Annotated in this window: 25 protein-coding genes; 6 read left to right on the top strand and 19 right to left on the bottom strand. The window is 66.5% G+C overall.

Annotation, left to right across the window (positions count from 1 at the left end; all coding sequences use genetic code 11):
• Window positions 1–21 precede the first annotated feature (21 nt).
• The 3 genes from fliH to fliF are packed head-to-tail and all read right to left on the bottom strand — an operon-like array spanning window position 22 to window position 3,434.
• Window positions 22–765, bottom strand: coding sequence for a flagellar assembly protein FliH (fliH, locus tag QEP15_RS10385; protein ID WP_152384180.1), 744 nt, complete (start codon window positions 763–765; stop codon window positions 22–24).
• On the bottom strand, window positions 758–1,768 hold the full coding sequence (gene fliG / locus QEP15_RS10390; protein ID WP_056316680.1) for a flagellar motor switch protein FliG: 1,011 nt from the start codon (window positions 1,766–1,768) through the stop codon (window positions 758–760). Before fliG ends, fliH begins: the two co-directional genes overlap by 8 nt.
• Window positions 1,758–3,434 carry a flagellar basal-body MS-ring/collar protein FliF gene (fliF, locus tag QEP15_RS10395; RefSeq protein WP_152384181.1) on the bottom strand — a complete coding sequence of 559 codons (1,677 nt, stop codon included), beginning with the start codon at window positions 3,432–3,434 and terminating at the stop codon, window positions 1,758–1,760. The genes fliG and fliF overlap by 11 nt, the downstream gene beginning before the upstream one ends.
• Before the next feature lie 331 nt (window positions 3,435–3,765).
• On the opposite strand from fliF, the gene fliE reads away from it, so the two are divergent.
• On the top strand, window positions 3,766–4,098 hold the full coding sequence (gene fliE / locus QEP15_RS10400; protein WP_056316686.1) for a flagellar hook-basal body complex protein FliE: 333 nt from the start codon (window positions 3,766–3,768) through the stop codon (window positions 4,096–4,098).
• A 110-nt stretch (window positions 4,099–4,208) separates the two neighbouring features.
• On the opposite strand, the gene QEP15_RS10405 is transcribed toward fliE, so the two are convergent.
• From QEP15_RS10405 to QEP15_RS10435, 7 genes are all read right to left on the bottom strand, one after another.
• A complete protein-coding gene (locus QEP15_RS10405; protein WP_425285982.1) occupies window positions 4,209–5,012 on the bottom strand; it encodes a flagellar brake protein in 804 nt (267 codons plus the stop codon).
• Window positions 5,013–5,023: 11 nt separating this feature from the next.
• Complete coding sequence (locus QEP15_RS10410; protein WP_056316694.1) at window positions 5,024–5,350, bottom strand: EscU/YscU/HrcU family type III secretion system export apparatus switch protein; 327 nt, start codon at window positions 5,348–5,350, stop codon at window positions 5,024–5,026.
• Complete coding sequence (gene fliK / locus QEP15_RS10415; protein WP_280148754.1) at window positions 5,350–6,744, bottom strand: flagellar hook-length control protein FliK; 1,395 nt, start codon at window positions 6,742–6,744, stop codon at window positions 5,350–5,352. Before fliK ends, QEP15_RS10410 begins: the two co-directional genes overlap by 1 nt.
• A complete protein-coding gene (locus QEP15_RS10420; RefSeq protein WP_062841391.1) occupies window positions 6,741–7,091 on the bottom strand; it encodes a flagellar protein FliT in 351 nt (116 codons plus the stop codon). Before QEP15_RS10420 ends, fliK begins: the two co-directional genes overlap by 4 nt.
• Before the next feature lie 47 nt (window positions 7,092–7,138).
• Window positions 7,139–7,567 carry a flagellar export chaperone FliS gene (gene fliS / locus QEP15_RS10425; protein ID WP_056316703.1) on the bottom strand — a complete coding sequence of 143 codons (429 nt, stop codon included), beginning with the start codon at window positions 7,565–7,567 and terminating at the stop codon, window positions 7,139–7,141.
• Between the two features lie 20 nt (window positions 7,568–7,587).
• Entirely contained in the window at window positions 7,588–8,976 is a 1,389-nt protein-coding gene (fliD, locus tag QEP15_RS10430) for a flagellar filament capping protein FliD (RefSeq protein WP_056316706.1), read from the bottom strand.
• Between the two features lie 143 nt (window positions 8,977–9,119).
• Window positions 9,120–9,497 (bottom strand): flagellar protein FlaG, encoded by a 378-nt coding sequence (locus QEP15_RS10435; RefSeq protein ID WP_056316709.1) that lies wholly within the window; start codon window positions 9,495–9,497, stop codon window positions 9,120–9,122.
• A gap of 139 nt (window positions 9,498–9,636) precedes the next feature.
• Here QEP15_RS10435 and QEP15_RS10440 point away from each other — a divergent pair, with 139 nt between their 5' ends.
• Window positions 9,637–10,374 carry an IclR family transcriptional regulator gene (locus QEP15_RS10440; protein ID WP_142055703.1) on the top strand — a complete coding sequence of 246 codons (738 nt, stop codon included), beginning with the start codon at window positions 9,637–9,639 and terminating at the stop codon, window positions 10,372–10,374.
• Between the two features lie 30 nt (window positions 10,375–10,404).
• Here the strand turns inward: QEP15_RS10440 and QEP15_RS10445 are convergent, their stop codons facing one another.
• The 4 genes from QEP15_RS10445 to QEP15_RS10460 all read right to left on the bottom strand — a co-directional run bounded on the left by QEP15_RS10445 (window position 10,405) and on the right by QEP15_RS10460 (window position 14,252).
• Complete coding sequence (locus tag QEP15_RS10445; RefSeq protein ID WP_280148755.1) at window positions 10,405–11,571, bottom strand: acyl-CoA dehydrogenase family protein; 1,167 nt, start codon at window positions 11,569–11,571, stop codon at window positions 10,405–10,407.
• Window positions 11,561–12,802 (bottom strand): CaiB/BaiF CoA transferase family protein, encoded by a 1,242-nt coding sequence (locus QEP15_RS10450; RefSeq protein ID WP_217618919.1) that lies wholly within the window; start codon window positions 12,800–12,802, stop codon window positions 11,561–11,563. The genes QEP15_RS10445 and QEP15_RS10450 overlap by 11 nt, the downstream gene beginning before the upstream one ends.
• Complete coding sequence (locus QEP15_RS10455; protein WP_056316720.1) at window positions 12,799–13,770, bottom strand: Bug family tripartite tricarboxylate transporter substrate binding protein; 972 nt, start codon at window positions 13,768–13,770, stop codon at window positions 12,799–12,801. Before QEP15_RS10455 ends, QEP15_RS10450 begins: the two co-directional genes overlap by 4 nt.
• Before the next feature lie 65 nt (window positions 13,771–13,835).
• Window positions 13,836–14,252 carry a cupin domain-containing protein gene (locus tag QEP15_RS10460; RefSeq protein WP_280148756.1) on the bottom strand — a complete coding sequence of 139 codons (417 nt, stop codon included), beginning with the start codon at window positions 14,250–14,252 and terminating at the stop codon, window positions 13,836–13,838.
• Window positions 14,253–14,418: 166 nt separating this feature from the next.
• Between QEP15_RS10460 and folC the strand changes: the two genes are divergently transcribed.
• The 4 genes from folC (at window position 14,419) to purF (ending at window position 18,675) form a co-directional block, all read left to right on the top strand.
• Entirely contained in the window at window positions 14,419–15,729 is a 1,311-nt protein-coding gene (gene folC / locus QEP15_RS10465; protein WP_152384187.1) for a bifunctional tetrahydrofolate synthase/dihydrofolate synthase, read from the top strand.
• Between the two features lie 73 nt (window positions 15,730–15,802).
• Complete coding sequence (locus tag QEP15_RS10470; RefSeq protein ID WP_280148757.1) at window positions 15,803–16,636, top strand: SPOR domain-containing protein; 834 nt, start codon at window positions 15,803–15,805, stop codon at window positions 16,634–16,636.
• Window positions 16,636–17,124: a CvpA family protein gene (locus tag QEP15_RS10475; protein ID WP_056316730.1), complete on the top strand. Its 489-nt coding sequence runs from the start codon at window positions 16,636–16,638 to the stop codon at window positions 17,122–17,124. The genes QEP15_RS10470 and QEP15_RS10475 overlap by 1 nt, the downstream gene beginning before the upstream one ends.
• A 30-nt stretch (window positions 17,125–17,154) precedes the next feature.
• Window positions 17,155–18,675, top strand: coding sequence for an amidophosphoribosyltransferase (purF, locus tag QEP15_RS10480; RefSeq protein ID WP_217618917.1), 1,521 nt, complete (start codon window positions 17,155–17,157; stop codon window positions 18,673–18,675).
• A 74-nt stretch (window positions 18,676–18,749) separates the two neighbouring features.
• On the opposite strand, the gene QEP15_RS10485 is transcribed toward purF, so the two are convergent.
• The 5 genes from QEP15_RS10485 to map all read right to left on the bottom strand — a co-directional run bounded on the left by QEP15_RS10485 (window position 18,750) and on the right by map (window position 24,043).
• On the bottom strand, window positions 18,750–19,271 hold the full coding sequence (locus QEP15_RS10485; RefSeq protein WP_152384189.1) for a YgjP-like metallopeptidase domain-containing protein: 522 nt from the start codon (window positions 19,269–19,271) through the stop codon (window positions 18,750–18,752).
• A 13-nt stretch (window positions 19,272–19,284) separates the two neighbouring features.
• A complete protein-coding gene (locus tag QEP15_RS10490; RefSeq protein WP_152384190.1) occupies window positions 19,285–19,767 on the bottom strand; it encodes a disulfide bond formation protein B in 483 nt (160 codons plus the stop codon).
• A 49-nt stretch (window positions 19,768–19,816) separates the two neighbouring features.
• Window positions 19,817–20,530, bottom strand: a complete 714-nt coding sequence (locus tag QEP15_RS10495) for a MarC family protein (RefSeq protein ID WP_056316742.1) — start codon at window positions 20,528–20,530, stop codon at window positions 19,817–19,819.
• Window positions 20,531–20,598: 68 nt separating this feature from the next.
• A complete protein-coding gene (locus QEP15_RS10500) occupies window positions 20,599–23,205 on the bottom strand; it encodes a [protein-PII] uridylyltransferase (protein WP_280148758.1) in 2,607 nt (868 codons plus the stop codon).
• A 16-nt stretch (window positions 23,206–23,221) separates the two neighbouring features.
• Window positions 23,222–24,043 carry a type I methionyl aminopeptidase gene (gene map / locus QEP15_RS10505; RefSeq protein WP_142055691.1) on the bottom strand — a complete coding sequence of 274 codons (822 nt, stop codon included), beginning with the start codon at window positions 24,041–24,043 and terminating at the stop codon, window positions 23,222–23,224.
• Between the last annotated feature and the right edge of the window lie 30 nt (window positions 24,044–24,073).

Consider the following 24,073-nt stretch of genomic DNA (forward strand, 5'->3'; position numbering starts at 1 on the left):
GCTCGGAGGCCGGATTGCCGTTCACACCGGCTCCTCCCAGGAGGCGTTGCGGCCGAGCGAGGCGGCCACGCGGCGCCAGCGGGTCTGCAAGGTGGCGTCGATGTCGCCGAAAGGCGTCTCGGCGCGGCAGCCGCCACGCAGAATGGATTCATCGGCCAGCACGCGCCAGTGGCCTTCCTTCAATTCGTCCGCCAGGTGCAGGCGGATCAGTTCGATATCGTCCGGATTGGCCCACAGGCGCATCTGGCCGCCGGCCGTCGGATTGATGTGCAGCACGTCGCGCACGGCGTTCACCACCGATTCGGGCTGTTCGGCGAGGGTGGTGCGCACGACTTGCTGGGCGATGTCCAGGGCCAGCGTCAACAGGCTCTGGCCCATCTTTTCTTCCAGCGCGCCGATCGACACAGCGCAGGCTTCCACCAGCGCATGCAGGCGCTGCGCTTCGGCGGCGCCCTGTTCGCGGCCCTGGGCCAGGCCTTCGGCGTGGCCGGCTTCGCGGCCGGCGGCAAGACCGGCCTCATAGCCCGCCTGCTGGCCAGCTTCGAACCCGGCGGCATGACCGCGCGTGACGCCTTCCTCGTGGCCTTCCGCAATCGCCTGGGCGCGCAACTGCGCCATCACCACGGCGGGATCGGGGCCCGGATCGGGTTCCGGCTCGGGTTCGACTTCGACGGGCGCCGGCTCGTCGAACGACAGCATCTGCCAGCGCCGCCAGGCGGCGCTGCGCGAGATGAGCGTCGCCGCGCCGTGGTCCGCTTCAGACATACGCGTCGTCTCCGGAATTGCCCAGCACGATCTGGCCGCTTTCCGCCAGGCGGCGGGCGATCTGCAGGATCTTCTTCTGTTCGGTCTCGACCTTCGACATGCGGATCGGGCCCTGGGCTTCCAGGTCCTCGCGCAGCATTTCGGCCGCACGGCTGGACATGTTGCGCAGGAACTTGGCGCGCAGCTCTTCCTGGGCGCCCTTGAGCGCGACCATGAGCGTGTCGTTGTCGATTTCCTTGAGGATGAGCTGGATCGCGCGGTCCTCGACGTCGAGCAGGTTGTCGAAGACGAACATCTCGTCGATGATCTTCTGCGCCAGGTCGTTGTCGCGTTCGCGCAGGCTGGCGACCACGGTCTCTTCCTGCGTCGAGTTCATCATGTTCAGGATCTCGGCCGCCGTGCGCACTCCGCCCATCTTGCTGCGCTTGGCGCCCTGGCCGGCCAGCACGGAGTTCAGCACTTCGGTCAGCTCGGACAGCGCGGCCGGCTGCACGCCGCCGAAGGTGGCGATGCGCAGCATGACGTCGTTGCGCAGGCGGTCGGTCAACAGCGCCAGCACGCCGGCGGCGCGGTCGCGCTCCAGGTGCACCAGAATGGTCGCGATGATCTGCGGGTGCTCGTCGCCGATCAGCTCGGCCACGGTGTTCGGATCCAGCCAGTTCAGCGCGTCGATGCCGCTGCCGCCGTCGCCGGCTTCCAGGATGTCCTCGATCAGGCCGGCCGCGCGGTCGCTGCCCAGCGCCTTGGTCAGGACGCTGCGGATGTAGTCGTCCGAGCCCAGCGTCACGGCCATGAACTGGTCGGCTTCCTGGCGGAACTCTTCCAGCACGACGGCGACGTCGTTGCGCGTGACCTGCTTCAGGCTTGCCATCGCGGCGCCGACCTGCTGCACTTCACGGGCGCTCAGGTACTTGAACACTTCGGCCGCGGCGTCTTCGCCCAGCGACATCATCAGGACGGCGCTGCGCGTCATGCCGTCCATTGGCAGGGAATCATTTTTCATCTTTGGTCATCCAGGTGCGCAGGACCATCGCGACGGCGCGCGGATCCTTGTTGGCCATGGTGCGAGCGCGTTCAAGGTTGTCCTGATAGCGATCGGTTTCCTTGGCGCGGGCCAGGTCCTGGGCCTCGCGGGCGGCTTCGGCGCGCTCGGCTTCGGCCTGTTCCGGATCGACCGGCGGGTACAGGTACTCGGTGACCGAGCGGCGAACCTTGCGGTACAGCCACAGGGCCAGGACGCCACCGACCAGCCAGAGCAGGATCGTCTTGAACAGCGAGATCATTTCCGGATCGCGCCACATCGGCAGCGGCGGCGGGCCATCGTTGAACTGGCTGTTGACCAGGTTCAGCGAGTCGCCACGGCCTTCGGAATAGCCCATTGCCTCGCGCACCAGGTTGGTGAGCTTGTTCAGTTCCTCGGGCGGCAACGCCTGCAGTTCGCCGTCCTTGTCACGCACGTAGTTCACGACCACGGCCACCGACATGCGCTTGAGGTTGCCCGTGGGCTGCTTGATGTGGCTGATGGTGCGGTCGACTTCGTAGTTCGTCGTCGCGTCGCGGCGTTCGTTCAGGTTGCCGGCGGGGGCCTGCGTGCCGGTCTGCTGCTGCTGTTGTTGCTGCTGCGCGTTGGCCGCCTGCGGGGGCTGGCCCGGGCGGGGCGGCTGTTGCTGCGGGGGATTGGTGATCGGCGCCTGCGCGTTGGCGGGCGCCTGGTTCGACAGCGCGCCGGGCACGCCTTGGGCCGGGCCGACGCCACGCTGGGTGGAATCGCTGGTCTGCTGGCTGCGCACGGCGGCCTGGCCAGGTTCCTGGTTCGGACGGTAGACCTCGGACGTTTCCTCGCGGCGCGAGAAGTCGACGTCGGCGGTGGCCTGGGCGTGCACGTTGCCGGGGCCGACCAGGGGATTCAGGATGGTGAGGATGCGCTCGACGGTGCGCTGCTCGATCTCGCGCACGAAGCGAAGCTGGTCGGCGTCCATGCCGCGGCCTTCGCCCAGCGGGGCGGACAGCAGGCGGCCGTTCTGGTCGACGATGGACACGCTTTCGGCGGTCAGTTCCGGCACGCTGGAAGCCACCAGCCAGGAGATCGCGGACACCTGCGCATCGCTCAGGCTGCGGCCCGGGTACAGGTTCAGCAGCACGGAGGCGGTGGGCGCCTGGCGCTCGCGCACGAACAGCGACTGGCGCGGCATGGCCAGGTGGACGCGGGCGTGCTGCACGGTGTTCATGGCTTCGATCGAACGGGCCAGCTCGCCCTCCAGACCGCGCTGGTAGTTGATCTGTTCCGCAAACTGGCTGGCGCCGAAGCGGGCGTTGTCCATCAGCTCGAAGCCGACGGAGCCGCCGCGCGGCAGGCCTTGCGAGGCCAGCTGCAGCCGGGCGTCATAGACGCGGTCGGCGGGCACCAGCAGCGCGGTGCCGTTTTCGTTGTACCGGTAGGGCACGTTCATCGTGCCCAGGGCCGTCACGATGGCGCCGCCGTCACGGTCGTCCAGGTTCGAGAACAGCACCTTGTACTTCGGTTCGCTGCTCCACATGACCACGGCGACGATCACCGCGACAAGGGCCGCGGCGGCGCCGAGCAGGACGGGCTTGGGAAGCGCGCGGACCCGTTCCAGCACGGGGAACTTGGCCAGAAGCGACGAGCTCAGGGTAGCCTGCTGATTCATTGACGGCTCCCGCTGGCTTCGCGGAGCAGGGAAAATGACTTCATGTCTGGGTAGGGCCGATTACACATGCAACGTGCTTCTGGTCTGGGGAGAGCGTGGATTATTGCCCCTGAGACACCAATCCCAATCGATGAAAACAGCCGTTTTTTGGCGTTACTTAAGCCCTATGTCGATGACGAGGCGCAAACCGGGGCCGCATCCCCGGCGGGGGACGCTCGCATTCGTTGAAATGTCGGGTTTTTTGGCGGTTCTTGTCGGCTATGGACCGCCCCGATCGGCGTTACGCTGCGTCTTCAATTTGGCGTAATCCCCCACCAGCAAGGAATAGGTAATGGCTGTATCAGGCTTGTCCGGCATCGAAGGCATGCTCCAGCAGATGCGCGCGGTCGTGAGCAAGGCGGAGACGGGTAATCTGTCCGCCGGCGAGGGCGTCGCGCAACCCGACGGTTTTGCCGCGGAACTGCAGCGCTCCATCCGTCGCGTGACCTCCGCCCAGAACGCCGCCAGCAACCAGGCCAAGGCCTTCGAGCTGGGCGCGCCCGACATCTCGCTCAACGACGTCATGATCGACCTGCAGAAGGCCAGCCTGGGCTTTCAGACGGCGGTCCAGGTGCGCAACAAGCTGGTTGCGGCCTACAAGGAAATCTCGTCGATGGCCGTGTAAGGCCGGCAAGCAGTTCAAAGGCCTTCCCCGCGGGGAAGGCCTTTTGCGTTGCGGCGGCGCCATCAGGGGCGCGCCATCAGGGGCACGCCATGTGCCCGCAAGACGCCGCTTCAGTTGCGCTGCGCGCCTTTCTCCAGGCGCCACACCACCTGCTGCAACCAGTTTTCCTGACGGGCGTTCAGGTTCATGAAGAGGGCGCCCACATGGCTGACCGGGGGCTCGCCCGTCAGTGACACGTGCTTGGGCGCTTCGCCGTCGCTGCCGTCGGCGGCGGCCATCGGCTGGCCCGACACCGGATAGATGTTGCGCACTTCCAGGTCGGCGCTCAGCTTGCCCAGCTCGCCAAAATCCAGCTCCACGTCTTGCATGACCGTGCCGCGCTCGGGCAGCTCGCCCACGGCCAGTCCCACGCGCAGGCCCACGCCGTCCCCCGAAATGTCGCGCACGGTGAAACCCACCGGCTTGTCCGCCGGCGCCGGTTGCCACGTGGCGAGGCACCGGTTGGCGCTGGTGATCATCGAGGCGCGAAACATCTTGCGCCGCTGGATGCGGGCCAGGCGATCGGGGAAGGGCGACATCAGCGCCGCGCTGCCGTCATCGAAGTGGATGACTTCAGGACGCTGAACGCGAAAGCGGATCTGCACGCCGCCATAGGCGGTGGCGTGGAAGTGGAAGTTCGTGCCGCTCAAGAGGCCCATGCTGTCCGACTGTTCGAAGTCCGCGCCATCGTAGTCGCGCGGGCGCCAGAAGAACTGGCGCGTCTGCTTGTCGGCTCCCAGGATCAGCACGGCAATCTCGCGGTCCGCGGCATCGCGCACCAGGATGTGGCTGTCGGGGTGCGTCAGCTCGAAAAGGGCTGAGCGCATGTCTTCCGGCCGGGTCAGCAGGAATTCCGGATCGGCGGCATCCAACACGGTGATCGTCCTTAGGTAGAGATTTCGGGCCGCGCGGCCTGGGGTATGTCGCGCGATTCCAGGCGGTAGAGCCAGGCGAGCAATTCTGCCACCGCGACATAGAGTTGGGGGGGAATATGCGCGTCCAGGTCGACCTGCATGAGCAAGCCCACCAGTTCGCGCGATTCGTGCACGTACAGTCCGTTTTCCTCGGCCGCGCGGACAATCGTGTCCGCCAGCTGGCCGTAGCCCTTGGCCACCACGCGGGGCGCGCCGTCGCTTTCGTCGTACGAGATGGCGACCGCCGCGTTGCGGTTGGCGTTCGGGCCGGCGTCCGCGGGGGAGGAAGGGGTGTTCATCAGAAATCGGTCGGGATGACAGGGCGGGGTTCAACCACGCTTACCGTCAGATTGCTCAGGGTCAGGCCGGCAGCCAGAAGGCGCGAGCGTAGCATGTCCGAGGAGTCGTTGATCTCGGAGGCGCTGTGCGGCGCAATGAGCTGCAGCACGATCTGGTCGCCCGCAAGGTTCAGGCGCGCGTCCACCAGGCCCAGGCGCGGCAGATCCAGCTTCACGCGCGTGGCCCAGGTGGGAACCGCCGATTCGCGGTCGGCGCCGTAGGGGTCGCGTTCGACTTCCCACTCCATCTGCGTGCCGGGCCAGGCTTCGCCTTGCCAGTTCACCGTCTGATTGGCCAGCACGTCCAGCTGCTGGCGCACCAGCACCGTCAGATCCTGATGGATGCCGCTGATCGGCGCGCCGGGCGTGGACGATGCCGCCGAGCCGCCCGAGGACGCCGGCGCTTCTGCGCCGCCGGCAGACCGGCTGGCGCTGGCCGCTTCGGTGCGGCCGCGGGCCTGGACGTTGGCGTGCGAGGCCGTGTCGCGAGACAGCCGGGCTTGCGGCTCGTTCTCCAGCGTGGACGGATTCTTGCGGCCAAAGACCATGTCGGTCAGATGCGATTCGTAGAACAGGCCGCTGGTCTGCAACGCATTGCGCAAGGCCTGGCCGAGGGCGCGGGCAGACGGGCCGCCGGCGGCAAGCGAGGCGTGCGAGACGGCGTCGGCGCCTTTCGCGCCAACGGCTTGTCCAGCCGGATGCGTGGCCGGCTTGGCGCTGGCCGCGTCTGCGGCCGCAGAAGGGGCAGCGCCGGGGGTAGCGCCCGGGGTGGCGGCAGATGTGGCGGCAGACGTGGCGGCAGACGTGGCGGCGGCAGCGGGCAGCGGGGTTGCCGGTGCGGCGGCGGGCTGGCCGGGCTGGCCAGCCTGCGCGGGTTGGCCGGGTTGAGCCGGGCCGGCCTGGCTGCCCGGGGCGGCGCCGCCGGGTTGCTGTCCGCCCTGCGCATCGGCGCTCCACAAGGGCGCTCGGCCTTGCACGGCCGGCGCGGCTTCGGGGTATTGGGCAAGCAGGGCCAGGATGGTGCGGGCCGTCGTGCCCAGCGTGGTCGGGGCTGACGCGGTCGTGTCGCTGCTGGTGACCAGGCCGCGCGCGGCCAGTGCCAGCGCGGCGGCGGTTTTGGGATCGACAACAGTATTCTGGCGGTCGCCTCGGGCGCCGCCAGTTTGTATGCCTTGCCGGGTATCGCGCGCCGAGCCGTCCGAAGGCCCGGCTTTCTCCGGGCTGCCGGGCTGGCTGACCGCATCGGGCCGCGCGCCCGAAATCTGGTTGGCGTTCGCGGCGGACATCGTCGTGCCAAGCACGGCGTCCAACCGCTGCACCAGGACGTTGCCGAGCGCGGCGGGACCGATGCTCATTCGTCAGGCGCCTGGTTGCCGTAGGCGGACAGCAGGGTCTGCTGGCGCTTCATGCGTCCCAGCAGTTCGCCCAGCCGCGCCAACTGGGGCAGCGCCAGGTCGCGCGTCATGGCATCGTTTTCAAGAATGCGCACAAGCAAGTCGTACTTCATGCTGCGCCCGGCTTCGTCCAGCGGATTGACGGGTTCGGCATGGCGCAGGCGCTCGACCTGCTCGCAATAGAGCTGGCCGTGCATGAGTGCGGTGTCCCAGTCGCCGGCCTGGGCGGCCGTCAACATCTCGCTCGTTGAGAGCGCGATCTCCTGGTACTGTTCCAGGATGGTGGAAGACTGGGTGAGCGACGTCATAGAAATCTCGGGCGATCGATGGCTGGCAATAGCGGTTATGGGGGCCATCAAGGCGTTGCGCCCGGGGCAGGCCGATCGATGGAAGTCTGCCAGGCGTCGGCCAGGTCCGCCAGCAGGCGGTCCGCAATGTCCAACTGCTCGACGTCGGCTTTCAGGTTTGCCATGAGCAGGGTGCGGACGATGTAGTCGTAAAGCCGGCTCAGGTTGGCGGCGATGTCGCCGCCGGCTTCCATGTTCAGGCCCATCTTCAGGCCTTCGTCGACGATCTTGATGGCCTTGGTGATAGCTGCGCCGCGCTCGGCAACCCGCCCTTCCTGCAGATGCAGGCGAGCCTGTCCGATTGCCGCGCGCGCACCCTGGTAAAGCAGGGTGATCAGCCTTTCCGGTGTGGCGCTCATCACTTGGGTCTCCAGGCCGATATCGGCGTAGGAGCGGACAGAGTATGAGCCTGTGGGGCGGCGCGCGGCGTACGTCATTTAATGCATCTTCTCGGTTATCACTTCGTCGACTTGTTCATGGCCGCGAACTGCTGCGTCAGGTAGTTGGCCGTGACCGACTGCTGCGCAACGAATTTGTCCAACTGGACGAACTGCGCGCGCATCAGCTCCAGCGAAGCTTCGCCAGCGGCCTTGGCGCGCGTGTACTGATCCTTCACGTTGGCGATCGACTTGGCCAGACCGTCGGTCTTGGTCTTGATCGAGCCGGTGTCGCTCAGGATATCCTTGGTCGCCTTTGCAAAATTGGCGGCCAGGCCGTTTTCGCCCGTCAGCATGCGCGAGACGTCCGCGCCGTTCGCGGACAGCGCCTTGTCCAGCTTGGTCTGGTCCAGCGTCAGCTGGCGCGTCTGCGGGTTGGTCGTGATGCCCAGGTCGGCCAGCGAACGCAGCGTGCCTTCACCCGTCACGAACTGCAGGGCGCTGGCGAGCGACGACTGGATGGCGCGCGTCGTGCCGTCGCCGGTCAGCGGCTGGTTGGTGGCGGCGGCGGCGTCGAAAGCCGTCAGGTTCTTGATCGTCGTCTGCAGCGTGTTGTAGGCGGTCACGAAGCTCTGGATCGCCTTGCTGGCCACCGAGGGATCGCTTTCCAGCTTCAGCGTGATGGGCTTGCCGGCTTCGGTCTTGGACGACAGGTTGAGCGTGACGCCGTCGATGGCGGTCGAAATGTTGTTCGTGCCGCTCTTGACGGTGATGCCGTTGATGTCGATTTCAGCGTCGACAGCGGCGGTGGCCGTCATCTTCGCGCTGGTGTCGGCAGCGTCGGTGTTGTAGTTCAGGACGTCCTTGAGCGACTGGTCGCCCGTCACCGTGATGGACTTGACCGACGCCTGCACGCCCGTGTTCTTGGCGGTCATCATCAGGTAGCTCTTGCCGTCGCCGTCGGTGATGACGGTGGCGCGCACGCCCAGCGAGTCGTCGGCGTTGACCGCCTTGACGATGCCGTTCAGCGAGGTGTCGTCCTTCAGGTCGACGGTCTTCTTGGTGCCGTCGGCCAGTTCGATTTCAAAGGAACCGGTGGCGCCATTGGACGCCTTGCGGTCGGCGACCGCGCCCGATTGCAGGGTCTGGGAGGTGGCAACGTTCTTCACGTTGATCGTGTACTGGCCGGCCACGGCGCCTTCGGCGGCCACGGTCGCGGTCAGGGCGTCGCCGCCGGTCACGCTGCCTTTCACGGCGCCCAGCGTCTCGGGCTTGCCCAGCGCGGCGGCAGCCTTCTGCACGGCTTCCACGGCGCTCTTGAGCTGGCCGTATGCCGTAACGCGGGTTTCGAAGCTGGTCTGCCGTACGGTGTACTGCTGCAGCTTCTTTTCCTCGGCAGCCTCCAGCTTCGAGAGGATGTCCTCCAGGGGCAAGCCTGAATTCGAACCGAGGTTGGTGATGGTGGCCATGTGAAGTTCCTTCCTAGCGATGCAATTCTGACAAAAATGTGGTCCCGGCTATCGGCCGGGTAAAGGCATAAGGCGGGCCTATTTCGACGGTTCTCGTGCCGGGCCCCGCTGCAATTTTGGCGAACGGCGTTTTAAGTGCCGGATCAGGCCGAGGTCTTGATACCGTTTCCCTGCATGTTCACGATCATTTTGGCGATCTTGAGCACCGCTTCGCTGGGGATGGTGCGCAGGACGTCACCCGACTCGGCGTCGATCACGGACACAACCACCTGGTGCACATTCGGGTCGATCTCGAACTGAAGCTGGGTCGACCAGGCCTTCATCTGTTCGTTGATCTCGTCCAGCGCCTTATCGAGCGGCATCTTCTGCGCATTGGCCTGATCCGACGTGGCGTTGCCCGAGCCGCTGCTATTGCTGCTGGCGGGGGCGGGCGTGGCGGTGGCGGAAGGGTCGGGCGTGGCGATAACGGTCGAAACCGGTAACGACGCGAACGCTGCGGGGGCTAACGGGGTTACGGCCATGATCACTCCAACGGCGAGGGGGGCGTCTCGGAGAACGCGCTGTTTTCAGGAAATTCTCAGTTACCATAACGGCACCCTCGGGGCGAACTTTAGCCCCGCGCAACTGGATGGTTCACGTGCTAAGAGTCTGGATCGGGCAATGAGTGTCAAGACGGCGTTGCGAGTTATCGAGATCATCGAAACCTACGCCCGCGAGAAACGCGCGCTGCCCCTGTCGGAACTGGCTCGCCTGCTGGATGTGCCGGTGTCCAGCTGCCTGGCGCTGATCCGCACGCTCACCAGCCTGGGCTACCTGTATGAAACCGGACGGCGCCAGGGCTATTACCCGACCGGCCGGCTTCTCGCCATGGCCCAGCGCATCGCGCGGGCCGATCCTGTCCTGGACCGGGTGTATCCCAGCCTGGTCGAACTGCGCGACGCCACGCGCGAAACGGTGGTCTTCGCCAAGCTGTCGGCCGACGGCCGTGTCGTGTACCTGGATGTGCTCGACTCCCCCCATACGATCCGATACGCGCCGGTTGCCGGCGAGTTCAAGGACGTTCACGCCAATTCGCTGGGTAAGGCGCTGCTTTCGCTGCTGGACGACACGGCGCGCGATGCGCTGCTGGCGGGCATCCCCATGACGCGCTACAACGAGCGCACCCTGGTGACCCGCGAGGCGCTGCTCGCGGATCTGGACGCCTCGCGGCAGCGGGGTTGGTTCATGAATAGCGGCGAGTCGATCGCCGACGTGGGCGCGATCGCCTGGCCGGTCACGCTGTCCGGAGAACATTACGCCATTTCGGTGGGCGGCCCGATCTACCGGATCGAGCCGGAGCAGGAATCGTATGCCCGGATCCTGCGGGCGGCCTGCACGGGGCTGGAGCAGCAGGCCTGAACCGCGCCCGCCTGCGGGCGGGGCGCTCGCCTAGTACGACTTGGGCAGGCCCAGCACCTTTTCCGCAATGAAACACATGATGAGCTGCGGGCTGACCGGCGCGATGCGGGGGATGAAGCTTTCGCGCAGCAGCCGCTCCACGTGGTACTCCTTGGCGTAGCCCATGCCACCCAGCGTCATCACCGCCGTCTGGCAGGCGTTGTAGCCCGCTTCGGCCGCCAGGTACTTGGCCGAGTTGGCGGCCGGGCCGCAGGGCTTGCCCGCGTCGTACAGGCTGGCCGCCTTGAACACCATCAGGTCCGCGGCCTCCAGCTGCATCCACGCCTGGGCAAGCGGGTGCTGAATGCCCTGGTTCTTGCCGATGGGGCGGCCGAACACGGTGCGTTCGCCGGCGTACTTGACCGCCCGGTCCAGCGCCGCCCGGCCAATTCCCACCGCTTCGGCGGCGATCAGGATGCGCTCGGGATTCAAGCCATGCAGGATGTATTCAAAGCCGCGGCCTTCCTCGCCGATACGATCGGCCACCGGAATCCGCAGGCCATCGATGAACAGCATGTTCGAATCGACCGCCTTGCGGCCCATTTTTTCAATCTCCCGCACCTCGATCTTTTCGCGGTCCAGGTCGGTGTAGAAGAGCGACAGTCCCTGCGTGGGCTTGTCCACCTCGGCCAGCGGCGTGGTGCGGGCCAACAGCAGCATCTTGCTGGCCACCTGGGCCGTCGAAATCCAGATCTTGCGGCCATGGACGATGTATTCGTCGCCCTGGCGCACGGCGCGGGTGCTCAGTTTGGTCGTGTCCAGCCCTGCGTCGGGCTCGGTGACCGCAAAGCAGGCCTTTTCCCGGCCGGCGATCAGCGGTTCGAGCCACCGCCCGCGCTGTTCATCGCTGCCGAACACCACGACCGGATTCAGCCCGAAGATGTTCATGTGGACGGCCGAGGCGCCGGTAAAGCCCGCTCCCGACGCGGCGATGGTCTGCATCATCAGCGCCGCTTCGGTCATGCCCAGGCCCGCGCCGCCGTACTCCTGCGGCATCGCGATGCCCAGCCAGCCGTCGCGCGCCAGGTCCGCGTGCAGGGGTTCGGGAAACCCGCCTTCGCGGTCTCGTTCCAGCCAGTATTCGTCGGGGTAGCGGTCGCAGATGCGGGAAACCGCGTCGCGCAGGGCGAGCTGGTCGGGGGTGAATTCAAAGTCCATCGTTGTTTCCGTCCTGGGTAATGCCACGGGCAAGCATGGCGTCGATCTGTTCCTGGCCGTAGCCCGCCTCGGCCAGCACCTCGCGGCTGTGCTGCCCGAGGCGCGGGGCAGGGCGCCGTATCGAAGTCGGCGTGGCTTCGTAGCGGCCCAGCGTTCCCGTGGTGCGAATGCGGCCTTCCGACGGGTGGTCCATTTCCTGGATGAAGCCGGTGGCGGTCAGGTGCTCGTCCTGCAGCAGGCCGTCGATGGTGTAGAGCTGCGAGGCGGGAATGTCGGCGCGCGCCAGTTCCGTCAGCCAGTCCTGGCTCGGGCGGGTGGCGATCACCTCGGCCACGAAGGCGTAGACCTCGCTGATGTGCGCCGCGCGGGCGCCGTGTGTGCAAAAGCGCGGATCCTGCGACAGCTCGGGACGCCCGATCAATGCGAAGAAGTTGCGCCAGTGCTTGTCGTTGTAGATCAGCAGGCAGATGTATCCGTCCGCGGTGGCGTACGGCCGGCGATGCGGCGCCAAGAGGCGCGCGTAGCCCGTGGGACCCATCGGCGGCTCAAAGGTCGCGCCGCCCAGGTGGTCGCCCAGCACCAGGTGCGCCATGCCCTCGAACATCGGGATCTCCACCTGCTGGCCGCGGCCGAGCGTGCGGGCGCCCAGCACTGCGGATACCAGCGCGATGCCGACGTGCAGGCCGACCGCCCGGTCAGCCAGCGTCAGCGGCGCATAGCGCGGCACATCGCCGCTCTGCTGCGCGGACAGCGCGGCAATGCCGGTCTGTCCCTGGATCAGGTCGTCGTAGGCGGGGCGGCCGGCATAGGGGCCGGCCTCGCCAAACCCGTAGGCGCCCACGTACACAAGGCGCGGGTTGCGGGCGGAAACGGCCTCGTACGACAGCCCCAGCCGCGCCATCGCCTGCGGGCGGATGTTGTAGAGCAGGGCATCGCAGCCTTCCGCCAGTTTCAGGCAGGCCTCCCGGCCCTCGGGGGTCTTCAGGTCCAGGACGATCGACCGCTTGTTGCGGTTCAGGTGCAGGTACAGATGCCCCATGCCCGGGTTGCGCATGGGGCCGACGGCCCGCATGTTGTCCCCCGCCGGCGACTCCACCTTGATGACGTCCGCGCCCAGGTCCGCCAGGACCTGGGTCGCATACGGCCCCATCACCACCGAGCTCAGGTCCAGAATGCGCACGCCGGCGAGCGGCCCGGCGGCCGGCGTGTCGGGCAGGGGCTGGTCGATCATTGCTGCTCGATCCCCGCGTCGCGGATCAGCTTGCCCCACAGGTCGCGCTGTTCGCCGACGAACTGGGCGAAGGCCTCGGGGGTGCTGGAGAACGCATCAAATCCCAGTCCCGCCAGGCGCTTTTTTGTGTCGGGATTCGCGGCGATCTTGTTGATGGCCGCATTCAGCTTGGCCACGATCTCGGGCGGCATGCCGGCCGGGCCGAAGTAGCCATTCCAGGAATTCAGGTCGAAGTCGGGCACGCCCGCTTCGGCCATCGATGGCAGGTCGGGCACGATGGCGCTGCGCTCGGCCGTGGACACGGCCAGGGCGCGCAATTGCCCCGACTGCACGAACGGCAGGCCCGAGGCCAGATCGGTGAACATGAAGTCCACCTGGCCGCCCACCACGTCCGTCAGGCTTTGCGGCGTGCCTTTGTAGGGCACGTGCAGGATGTCGATCTTGGCGCGGTTGGCCAGTGTTGCGCCGGCGACGATGCCCGTGCTGTTGCCGCTGGCATAGGTGATGCGGCCGGGATTCTTCTTGGCGTCGGCCACCAGGTCAGCCACCGTCTTCCAGGGGCGCTTTGGGTTCACGACCAGGATGAAGGGCAGGTTGCCGCCCCGCGCGATGGGGGTGAAATCCTTCACCGGGTCGTATGGCACGTTCTTCATCAGCCATGGCGCGGCCGAATGCGACGTGTTGGTGGTGACGAAGAGCGTGTAGCCATCCGGCTTGGCGCGCGCCACGTAGTTGGCCGCGATCGTCGCGTTGGCGCCGGGCTTGTTCTCGACCACGACCTGCTGGCCAAGAATGGTCGACAGTTCGGCCCCGAAAATGCGCCCCACGGCGTCCGTGCCGGATCCGGCGGGAAAGGGCACCACGAGGGTGATGGGCTTGGTGGGGTAATCGGCGGCGTGCGCGGGGCCAGCGGCCATCAAGGCGGCGCCGCTCACTAGCGCGGCGCCCAGCAGGCGTAGGGATTGCATGGGTGTGTCTCCTGTTTTTATGGAATGCGGCGCGGCTCTGCGGCCGCTGCCTGGGTCAAGCCGCGTCAAGCGGCCGAGGGTGACGCCGGAAAATCGCGTATCACGCGTTCGGGGGATTCTTCGTACGGGGGCGTGTAGATGACCAGCAGCCGGGCCGGCTCGTCGCTCGTCACCGTGAAGACGTGGGGGATGTCAGGCGGGAAGTAGCAGCAGTCGCCCGGGCCCATGTCGGCCCATTCGTCCTGCACCTGGGCGCGGGCGGTGCCCGAAATCAGGTAGCAGACCTGTTCGATGCCGGGATGCGCGTGCGGCAGCGCGCCCTTGCCCTTGTCGATCACGCCCAGCAGGACTTCCACCCCGCGGGCGCCCACGGTGTCCGGGCTGATCAGCCGGCGGTTGAGGGTGCCGGTGTGGTTGGCCGGGTGGTAACCGGGGACGTCGGCTTCACGCACCAGCCAGCTCGGGGTATCACGCTGCGTCATGTCTCTTCCTTATATTTTTCATACATGAATTTATTTTTACGTATGAGAAAAACATGGGCAAGCACTTTTTGTACCGGGATACCGGGCCGCGCCCTAGGGGATTAGGGAAAACACCGGGCGCGGACTGCTAAAATCGCAGGCTGATTTCCTTTCGCGAACCCGCCCCATGTCTTCTGTCCGCACGCCTGACGCCGCCGCCAACCTGTCTGATTGGCTGCAGTACCTGGAGTCCATCCACGCCACGGCGATCGACATGGGTCTGGACCGGGTGCGCCAGGTCGCGGATCGCATGGCGCTGTCCTTGCCCGGCGTGAAGTTCGTCGTCGGCGGCACCAACGGCAAAGGTTCCACCTGTGCCATGCTCGAGGCCATCCTGCTTGCGGCGGGCTACAAGGTGGGCCTGTACACCTCGCCGCACCTCATCGACTTCAACGAGCGCGCCCGCGTCAACGGGCAGATCGCGTCCGACCAGGACCTGATCGCCCAGTTCCAGGCCGTCGAAGACGCGCGCGGCGACGTCTCGCTGACTTACTTTGAATTCACCACGCTGGCCATTCTGCGCCTGTTCTCGCAGTCGCGGCTCGACGCCGTCGTCCTCGAAGTCGGCCTGGGCGGACGCCTGGATGCCGTGAACATCGTCGACGCCGACTGCGCCATCGTCACCAGCGTCGACCTCGATCACACCGACTGGCTGGGCGACACGCGCGAAAAGATCGGTTTCGAGAAAGCCCATATCTACCGCAGCGGCCGGCCCGCCATCTGCAGCGACCCGGTGCCCCCGCAGTCGCTGCTGGATTACGTCCAGGAGATCGGCGCGGACCTGTGGCTTTTCGGACGCGACTACAACTATTCGGGCGACCGCCAGCAGTGGGCCTACGGCGGGCGCGAGCAGCGCCGCAGCGCGATGGCTTATCCGGCCCTGCGCGGCGCCAACCAATTGCTCAACGCCTCGGCGGCGCTGGCCGCGCTGGAATCCGTGCGCGACCGGCTGCCCGTGCAGCAGCAGGCCGTGCGCCTGGGGCTGCTGCAAGCTTCGCTGCCGGGCCGCTTCCAGATCCTGCCGGGCCAGCCCACCGTTATTCTGGACGTCGCGCACAACCCGCACGCCGCCGCCGTGCTGGCGCAGAACCTGGACAACATGGGCTTTCATCCGTACACCCACGCGGTGTTCGGCATGCTGAACGACAAGGACCTCGCCGGCGTGGTGGCCAAGCTCGGTTCCCGCATCGACTACTGGTATTGCGCGGGCCTGCCCGGACCGCGCGGCACCCCGGGCCAGGCGCTCGCGGACCAGGTCGGCGCGGCGCTCCCGCCGCTGCCCGCCGGCAGCGAAAGCCCCGGCATCCAGGCCTACGCCGATCCTGCGCAGGCCTTTGCGGCAGCGCGCGAACGGGCAGGGGAGAATGATAGAATCGTCGTATTCGGATCGTTTCTCACCGTAGCCTCCGTTTTGCAGGCTCTGGGTCGCAAGGCATAGGCAAATCGGGCCATTCGCGTCATGGCGGCCGTGCCGCCGCAATGCCGCAAGGCGCCGCAAGGAATTCTCTTCCATGGGTTTTTTCAAACGCAAAGATCCTGCCGAGCAGGCGCAGGCCTCCAAACGGGCTGCCGTGCCCAGCGAGGTCCAGGCGGCCGAGTTGCGCGGCCGTGCGCGGCGCAGGCTTGCGGGCGCAGTGGCGCTGGTGCTGGCCGCAGTCATCATCCTGCCCATGGTGCTGGACTCTCAGCCCGCCCCGGTCGACGACAACATCCCAATCAAGGTGCCGGAACGCACGACGCCGTTCCAGCCTCAGGTCTCCGAACCCCAGGTTGCCGCGCCCGCCGACCCCTCGGCGTCCGGGGCCACCGACCCGGCCGCGGTGCCTACGCCTCCCGCCGTGAATTCCGTGCCGCCCGTGGCCGCCGCGTCCGGCACGCCCACGACGCCCCACACCACGCAGCCGGCCACCCCGCCCGCGACGCCTGCCGTCCCGCCGGCCACGCCGCCCAAGCCCGAAACCAAGCCCAAGCCCGAGCCCGCCAAGCCGGCCACGCCGGCCAAGCCTGAAACGCGTTCCGACGACGGCGCACGCGCCCTGGCGCTGCTCGAGGGCCGCAGTGCGCCGGCATCGGCGCCCAAGCCGGAAGCGTCCAAACCCGCCGCCGCGAAGGGCAATTTCGTGCTGCAGATCGCTGCCTACACGACGTCCGAAGACGCCCAGTCGCGCCGCGGCAAATTGCATCAGGCCGGCGTCACCAACGCCTTTGTCGAGCAGGCCACGATCAATGGCAAGCAGCAGTACCGTCTGCGCGTGGGGCCGTTCCCGTCGCGCGAGGCGGCCCAGGCGGCCCAGGCGCGGTTGCGCACGCTGGGCTATGACAATGGTTTCATTGCCGCCCAATAGTGACCGGCTTCGACTTCGTCGTGCTGGCCATCCTGGTGGTATCGGGTGTGCTGGGCCTGGTGCGCGGCCTGCTCAAAGAGGTGCTGTCGCTGGTCGCCTATCTGCTGGCCTTCGTGGCCGCGATATGGTGGGGGCCCACGGTGTACACCTGGCTGGAGCCCTATATTGAAACGACGCTGCTGCGCATGGGAGTTTCCTACGCGGCGGTGTTCATCATCGTGTTGCTCGGCGTGGGGTTGGTCAATATGACGCTTGCCGCCCTGATCCGCAGCACCGGACTCAGCCCCGCCGATCACGGCCTGGGCGGAATGTTCGGGCTGGCCCGTGGTCTATTGATCGTGCTGGCGCTGGTCGCCGCCGCAGGGTATACGCCGCTGCCGCAAGAGCCGTGGTGGCAGGACGCCATGTTTTCGCATTCGGCCATCGAGGCCATCAAACATATCAAGACGTGGCTGCCGCCAACCCTGGCGACGTGGCTGCCGTACTGATTAGCTTCAAATCAACCAGGAAATCTCACCATGTGTGGAATCGTAGGGGTCATCGGGCGCGGGCCGGTCAACCAGCTGCTCTATGACAGCTTGCTGCTGTTGCAGCATCGCGGGCAGGACGCCGCGGGCATTGCGACGTCGCAAGGCAACCAGTTCAATATGTACAAGGCGCACGGCCTGGTGCGCGATGTCTTCCGCACGCGCAACATGCGCGCGCTGCCCGGCACGTCGGGCGTCGGCCAGGTCCGCTATCCCACCGCCGGCTCCAGCGCCAGCGAGGAAGAGGCCCAGCCGTTCTACGTCAATGCCCCGTTCGGCATCATGTTGTCCCACAACGGCAACCTGACCAACTGGCGTGAGCTGCGCGAGTCGCTGTATCGCGTCGATCGCCGCCACATCAACACGAACTCCGATTCCGAAGTCCTCCTGAACGTGCTGGCGCACGAGCTGCAATCGGCCGCCAACGGCGTGTCGCTCGACGAGGACGCCATGTTCCGCGCCGTGTCCGCCCTGCACAAGCGTGTGCGCGGCGCCTATGCCGTCGTGGCCCAGATTTCCGGCTACGGCCTGCTGGCCTTCCGCGATCCCAACGGCATCCGCCCGCTGTGTATCGGCCGCCAGGAAACCGAAGAGGGTGTGGAATGGATGGTTGCCTCGGAATCCGTGGCGCTTGAAGGCAGCGGATTCACGTTCGTGCGCGACGTGGAGCCCGGCGAAGCCGTCTTCATCGACCTGGACGGCCGCATGGTGGCCCGCCAGTGCGCCGACAACCCCCAGCTGGTTCCGTGCATTTTCGAATACGTCTACTTCGCCCGCCCCGATTCGATGATCGACGGCGTGTCGGTGTACGACGCGCGCCTGCGCATGGGTGAGTACCTGGCCGACAAGGTCGCGCGCAACATGCGCCTGGGCGACATCGACGTCGTCATGCCGATTCCCGATTCCTCGCGCCCGGCCGCCATGCAGCTTGCCGCACGCCTGAACCTGGACTATCGCGAAGGGCTCATCAAGAACCGCTACGTGGGCCGTACGTTCATCATGCCGGGCCAGGCCGTGCGCCGGAAGTCGGTGCGCCAGAAGCTCAATGCCATCGGCATGGAATTCAAGGGCAAGAACGTGCTGCTGGTCGACGACTCCATCGTGCGCGGCACGACCAGCCGCGAGATCGTCGACATGGCCCGCGCCGCCGGCGCCAACAAGGTGTACTTCGCCTCGGCCGCGCCTCCGGTGCGCTTCCCCAACGTGTACGGCATCGACATGCCCACGCAGAGCGAGCTCATCGCCACCGGCCGCACGGACGAGGAAATCGCCCGCGCCATTGGCGCGGACAGCCTGGTCTACCAGGACCTGCACGACATGCAGCAGGCCGTGCGCGACATCAATCCCAAGCTGACGCGCTTCGAGGCCTCGTGCTTCGACGGCCAGTACATCACCGGCGACATCACGCCCGAGTACCTGGCCCGCCTGGGGCAATCGCGCTCCGAGCCCGGCAAGGACGAAGATGCGGGCGGCCTGCGCTTCAACATGGGGCACACCTCCGACGAAGCCTGATCGCCGCCGGCGTTTGGCGCAGAACAAAATGCCGTCCCTCGGGACGGCATTTTTTTACCCGTTGAAGATGCGATCTAGCCTTTCGCTTCCCACAGCGGCGTGCGCGTGGCCTCCAGGTGCGTCAGGTATAGGCGCAGGTCGAATTCGTACTGGTGGTAGTGCGGCTCCATGCGCAGGCACATGTTGTAGAAGGCTTTGTTATGGTCCTTCTCCTTCAGGTGCGCCAGCTCGTGCACAGTGATCATCTTCAGGAATGGCGCGGGCACGTTCTTGAACAACGTCGCCACGCGGATCTCGTGCTTGGCCTTCAGCTTGCCGCCTTGCACCCGCGAAATGTAGGTGTGCTGGCCCAGCGCGTGCTGAATCACATGGATCTTGCTGTCGAACACAACCTTGTTGATCTGGTCGCCATTGCGCATGTGGGCGTTCTTCAGCTCGGTCACGTACTGGTACAGCGCCTTGTCGGTGCGCACGTCGTGCGCGCCTTCCGGATAGCGCGCCAGGAGGGCCGCGCCCAGCTTGTCCTGGTCGAGCAGTTTCTGGGCCTGCGCCAGCAGCGGTTCCGGATAGCCGGCCAGGTATTTCAGTGTCTGCATGTGCACGCCGCGTTCACGCGCGGCCGCGCCTGAACGCCACCGGCAGCGCCATGAAGAACAGAATCACAAAGAGCGCCAGGCTCCACAGGGCATATTCAATGCCCAGCACCGGCACCTTGGCGTCCATGCAGGTGGCGTAGATGCCGAACAGCGACGGGATGGCGCTTTCCAGGCCGATGCCGGTCATGAAACGATCGGCAAAGGTCTGGTCGCACGAGAGCATGTTGGCGGCCACGGTGTACTGGTACCAGGCGGCCACGATGCCCGACAGCGACAGCAGGGCGGCCAGAAAGCCGCAGATCCGCGTCAGGGCGCGTCCGCCGCCAAAGCCGCCCACCAGGGCGACGACGCCGATCACCAGGTAAATCAGGCGCTGCAACACGCACCAGGCGCAGGGCGGCATGTCGAAGACGTGCTGGGAAACGAGGGCGATGCCCACGGCGCCGAAGGAGAAGAGGGCGATCAGGCGGAGCAGGCGTTCTGAGCGAGAGGTCATTGTTGCGTTGGAATGGGTTAAACGAGGCCGGCGTGGCGGCCGGCCATGCTTAGGCCTTCGGGACGGGAATTGGTTGCATCACCTGGGTCAGCACGCCCAAAAGGAGTTCCCGGGCGCCCTCCCAGAAGATCTGCACCCCCAGGCACAGCATGATGAAGGCCGACAACCGCATGAAGACAGCGGTGCCATTGTCGCCCAGGCGGTGCAGCATCTGGGCCGCAAAGCGCAGGCAGACATACAGCGTGAGCGAAACGACGATGATGCCAGGAATGGAGCCGGCCAGGCGTACCAGGCTCAATGCGTGATTCTGGTCTCGTAGCGAGACCCCCACCGTGATGGCGGCCGCGATGGAGCCGGGACCGCAACTGATGGGAAAGGTTAGCGGATAGAACGCGCGGGCCTTGGCCATTTCGGGCGTGAACGATTCGGCCATGCGGGCGACGCGTTCGGTGTCGGCATCTGGCGAGTTCACCAGCCGCCAGGCGCTGGCGATCACCAGCATGCCCCCGCCCACGCGCACGATCGACAGCGAGATGCCAAAGAAGCTGAGAAGCACGTTGCCCGCGACCATGGCCACGATCAGCATCAGGCACACGTTGGTGGCGACCCGCTTGGCCAGCACCACCCGCGTGGCGGACGAAGCGCCCTCGGTCAGCGAGAGGAAGATGGGGGCGATCGCGGGTGGGTTCAGAAACGGCAGCAGGGTGGCCAGCGCAAAGAAAAAGCTGCCACCGAAAACGCGCAGATAGTCATTGAGCTGCATGGGAGCAAGCATCGCCTGGCCGAAAACCCGGATTGTATGCGGTCCGGGCGGGGTCTGGCGATGCGGGCTCAGGTGGCGCGCTGCTGGGCCTCGCCGCCGGAAAGCGCGTCCAGGATGTCGCGTTCGAACTGCATCTGGCTGCGGGGGCGCGCCAGGGCGGACCCGTCCACGATGAACACGTCCTCGACGCGGTCGCCCAGCGTCATGATCTTGGCCATGAGCAGGTTGACCTCGTGGCGGGCAAAGACGCGCGCCAGGGCATGCAGCAGCCCCGGCCGGTCGGTCGCCGTGACGGACAGGCGCCACGATGTGCTGCGCTCGTCCGGCTGCAGTTCGGCTTGCGGCATGACCGGAAACACGCGAGACACGCGCGACTGCCGGCCGCGTCCGTACCATCCGCCGCGCCCGGGCTGGGCCTGCGCGGCTGCTTGCGGGTCCTTCAGCCGCTCGGCCAGTTCGTGCTCGACCAGCGTGGCCTGCGCCCGCAGGTCGCTGGCGCCTTCCGGCAGCAGCACGATAAAGCTGTCCAGCGCCCAGCCATGACGGGTCGTGTGGATACGCGCGTCCTGAATGGACAGGGACTTGGCGTCGAAATACCCGCAGATCGCCACGAACAGGTCGGGGGCATCGCGCGTGTAGACCATGATCTGCAGGCCTTCGCCCTGCTCGGTGGGGCGCGCCTTGACCACCGCGCGCGTGGGCTCGACCTGGTGATACAGATGGCGCGTGTGCCAGGCGATGTCCGAGGCGTCGTGCCGCAGGAAGTACGCCACGTCCAGCTGATTCCAGAAGGCTTCGCGCGCGTCGTCGCGCAGACCGGCCAGGCGGGTCAGCCGCGCCGCTTCTTCCTTGCGTTCAGCCAGCACCGTATGGGCGTCGGCGTGGGCGCCGCCCAGCGCGGCCAACGTCAGCTTGTACAGGTCTTCCAGCAGCTTGCCCTTCCAGGCGTTCCAGACCTTGGGGCTGGTGCCGCGGATGTCGGCCACCGTCAGCAGATAAAGCGCGGTCAGATGGCGTTCGTCCTTGACCGTCGCGGCAAACTCCTTCACCACGTCGGGATCGGACAGATCACGCTTTTGCGCCACCGCCGACATCAGCAGATGCTGACGCACCAGGAACTCCACCAGCTTGGCGTCTTCGGGATCCATGCCGTGGTCGGCGGCAAACTTGCGCACCTCGCGCGCGCCCAGTTCAGAATGGTCGCCGCCGCGGCCCTTGGCGATGTCGTGAAACAGCGCGGCCACGTACAGCAGCCAGTGACGGTCCAGGCCCGCGATCAGCTGGCTGGCCAACGGATATTCCTGCGCGTGCTCGGGCATGGTGAAACGGCGCAGGTTGCGCACCACCGCAAGCGTGTGCTGGTCCACCGTATAGGCATGGAAAAGATCGTGCTGCATCTGGCCCACGATGCGGCGGAACACCGGCAGGTAACGCGGCAGGATGTTCAGCATGGTCATGCGCCGTAATTCGTGGACGATGCCGCGCGGCTGCTGCAGGATCTGCAGGAACAGCTTGCGGTTGACCGGATTGCGGCGGAACTGCGCGTCGATGCGGTGACGCGAATGCCAGATGGCGCGCAGCGTGCGGGCAGACATGCCCGTCAGCTCGGGGTGCTGCTGCATCACCAAAAAAGCGCGCAGGAGCAGGGTGGGATTGCGCTCGAAGCCGTCGTCCCGAATGATGTCCAGGCGGTCGCGCAGGTTGCGGAAATCGTCGTCGATGTCGCGCGCGTCGCTGTCGGGGCGGGGAAACAGCCGCTCCTCGATGTTCTGCACCAGGATGCCGTTCAGCTGCGTCACCAGCCGTGCCGCCCAGTAGTAGCGCTGCATCAGCAGTTCGCTGCCGCGCCGCGTGGCAGTCGCATGGATGCCGTAGACCTCGGCCAGCGCGGGCTGCAGGTCGAACAGCACCCGGTCTTCGCGCCGGTTGGCCAGCAGGTGCAGTTCGATGCGCAGGCGCTTGAAGGCTTGCTCGGCCTTGCGCAGGTCGCGCGCCTCGGACGAGGTCAGCAGACCCGCCTGCGCCACCGACCGCCAGTTGTTGCCAAACCCGGCGGCCCGGGCCATCCACAGGATGACCTGCAGATCGCGCAGCCCGCCGGGCGATTCCTTGCAATTGGGTTCCAGCGCGTAGGGCGTGTCGTGGTAGCGCCCGTGGCGCTGCTGCATTTCGACGCGCTTGGCCAGAAAGAAAGCTTGCGGATCGAGCCGCGACTTGGTGGCCGCGTCGAACTTGCGCATCAGCACGCGGCTGCCGGCCAGCCAGCGGGATTCCAGCAGGGCGGTTTCCACGGTGATGTCGGCGTCCGCCTCGCGTTCGCAGTCCTCGATGGTGCGCACGCTGTGGCCCGGCTCCAGTCCCAGATCCCACAGCGACGCCACCAGCTTTTCGATCGCGCTTTCCTCGTCGGGCGTCGGCGCATGCGGCAGCAGGATCAGCAGATCGACGTCGGAGTGGGGGTAGAGCTCGCCGCGGCCATAGCCGCCCACGGCCGCCAGCGTGGCGCCGACCGGCAGCGGGCAATGCTTGACCAGATCCCGCAGGGCGGCATCCACGATGCGCCGCAGCTCGGTCAGCAGGATATCGGGGCGTTCGTGTTCCCGGAACTGGGCCACCGCGGCCCGCCGGGATTCCTGAATGCGTTCGCGCAGCTGGGTAAGGATTTCGGCGGTCATGGATGGCTGCGGTGCTTCAGACGGCGGGGATGACGATGGGTTCGGTGATGAACGCGGGCGGCTGGGGCATGCCGGGCGACAGGGTCAGGACCTCGTAGCCGGTCTCCGTCACGCAGACGGCGTGTTCCCATTGCGCGGACAGGCTGTGGTCGCGCGTGACCACGGTCCAGCCGTCGGCCAGTTGGCGGATCTCGCGGCGCCCGGCGTTGATCATCGGCTCGATCGTGAACAGCATGCCGGTCACCAGCTTGACGCCCGTGCCGGGCTTGCCGTAGTGCAGGACCTGGGGATCTTCGTGAAAGCGCTGCCCGATGCCGTGGCCGCAGAATTCGCGCACCACCGAAAATCCGTTGGACTCGGCGTGCTTCTGGATGGCGTTGCCGATGTCGCCCAGGGTGGCGCCGTTCCTGACCTGCTGGATGCCCTTCCACATGCACTCGAACGTGATGTCGGACAGGCGCCGGGACAAAATGGACTGTTCGCCCACCGCGTACATCCGGCTCGTGTCGCCGAACCAGCCATCCTTGATGATGGTGACGTCGATGTTCAATGAGTCCCCATTTTTCAGCACCTTGTCGCCAGGGATGCCATGGCACACCTGGTGATTCACGGAGGTACAGATGGCGCCGGGGAAGGGCGGGTAGCCGGGGGGCGCGTAGCCGACCGTGGCGGACTTCACCTTCAGTTCGTCGGTCAGGTACTCCAGGCAGAGGCGGTCGAGTTCGCCGGTGGTAACGCCCGGTTTGACGTGCGGCGTGATGAAATCGAGAACTTTGGCGGCGTCCTGGCAGGCGGCGCGCATCTTGGCCAGGTCGGCCGGATCAGTGATTGTGCCCATGGAAAGCTTGCGATATGTCGCTTGAATGTC

This window comes from Achromobacter mucicolens, from assembly GCF_029866465.1.
GTDB lineage: Bacteria > Pseudomonadota > Gammaproteobacteria > Burkholderiales > Burkholderiaceae_B > Achromobacter > Achromobacter mucicolens.

Bases quoted from the DNA above. Each gene is read 5' to 3' on its own strand.
- fliH (WP_152384180.1), bottom strand. From the start codon at position 765: ATGTCTGAAGCGGACCACGGCGCGGCGACGCTCATCTCGCGCAGCGCC.
- fliG (WP_056316680.1), bottom strand. From the start codon at position 1,768: ATGAAAAATGATTCCCTGCCAATGGACGGCATGACGCGCAGCGCCGTC.
- fliF (WP_152384181.1), bottom strand. From the start codon at position 3,434: ATGAATCAGCAGGCTACCCTGAGCTCGTCGCTTCTGGCCAAGTTCCCC.
- fliE (WP_056316686.1), top strand. From the start codon at position 3,766: ATGGCTGTATCAGGCTTGTCCGGCATCGAAGGCATGCTCCAGCAGATG.
- QEP15_RS10410 (WP_056316694.1), bottom strand. From the start codon at position 5,350: ATGAACACCCCTTCCTCCCCCGCGGACGCCGGCCCGAACGCCAACCGC.
- fliK (WP_280148754.1), bottom strand. From the start codon at position 6,744: ATGAGCATCGGTCCCGCCGCGCTCGGCAACGTCCTGGTGCAGCGGTTG.
- QEP15_RS10420 (WP_062841391.1), bottom strand. From the start codon at position 7,091: ATGACGTCGCTCACCCAGTCTTCCACCATCCTGGAACAGTACCAGGAG.
- fliS (WP_056316703.1), bottom strand. From the start codon at position 7,567: ATGACGTACGCCGCGCGCCGCCCCACAGGCTCATACTCTGTCCGCTCC.
- fliD (WP_056316706.1), bottom strand. From the start codon at position 8,976: ATGGCCACCATCACCAACCTCGGTTCGAATTCAGGCTTGCCCCTGGAG.
- QEP15_RS10435 (WP_056316709.1), bottom strand. From the start codon at position 9,497: ATGGCCGTAACCCCGTTAGCCCCCGCAGCGTTCGCGTCGTTACCGGTT.
- QEP15_RS10440 (WP_142055703.1), top strand. From the start codon at position 9,637: ATGAGTGTCAAGACGGCGTTGCGAGTTATCGAGATCATCGAAACCTAC.
- QEP15_RS10445 (WP_280148755.1), bottom strand. From the start codon at position 11,571: ATGGACTTTGAATTCACCCCCGACCAGCTCGCCCTGCGCGACGCGGTT.
- QEP15_RS10450 (WP_217618919.1), bottom strand. From the start codon at position 12,802: ATGATCGACCAGCCCCTGCCCGACACGCCGGCCGCCGGGCCGCTCGCC.
- QEP15_RS10455 (WP_056316720.1), bottom strand. From the start codon at position 13,770: ATGCAATCCCTACGCCTGCTGGGCGCCGCGCTAGTGAGCGGCGCCGCC.
- QEP15_RS10460 (WP_280148756.1), bottom strand. From the start codon at position 14,252: ATGACGCAGCGTGATACCCCGAGCTGGCTGGTGCGTGAAGCCGACGTC.
- folC (WP_152384187.1), top strand. From the start codon at position 14,419: ATGTCTTCTGTCCGCACGCCTGACGCCGCCGCCAACCTGTCTGATTGG.
- QEP15_RS10470 (WP_280148757.1), top strand. From the start codon at position 15,803: ATGGGTTTTTTCAAACGCAAAGATCCTGCCGAGCAGGCGCAGGCCTCC.
- purF (WP_217618917.1), top strand. From the start codon at position 17,155: ATGTGTGGAATCGTAGGGGTCATCGGGCGCGGGCCGGTCAACCAGCTG.
- QEP15_RS10485 (WP_152384189.1), bottom strand. From the start codon at position 19,271: ATGCAGACACTGAAATACCTGGCCGGCTATCCGGAACCGCTGCTGGCG.
- QEP15_RS10490 (WP_152384190.1), bottom strand. From the start codon at position 19,767: ATGACCTCTCGCTCAGAACGCCTGCTCCGCCTGATCGCCCTCTTCTCC.
- QEP15_RS10495 (WP_056316742.1), bottom strand. From the start codon at position 20,530: ATGCAGCTCAATGACTATCTGCGCGTTTTCGGTGGCAGCTTTTTCTTT.
- QEP15_RS10500 (WP_280148758.1), bottom strand. From the start codon at position 23,205: ATGACCGCCGAAATCCTTACCCAGCTGCGCGAACGCATTCAGGAATCC.
- map (WP_142055691.1), bottom strand. From the start codon at position 24,043: ATGGGCACAATCACTGATCCGGCCGACCTGGCCAAGATGCGCGCCGCC.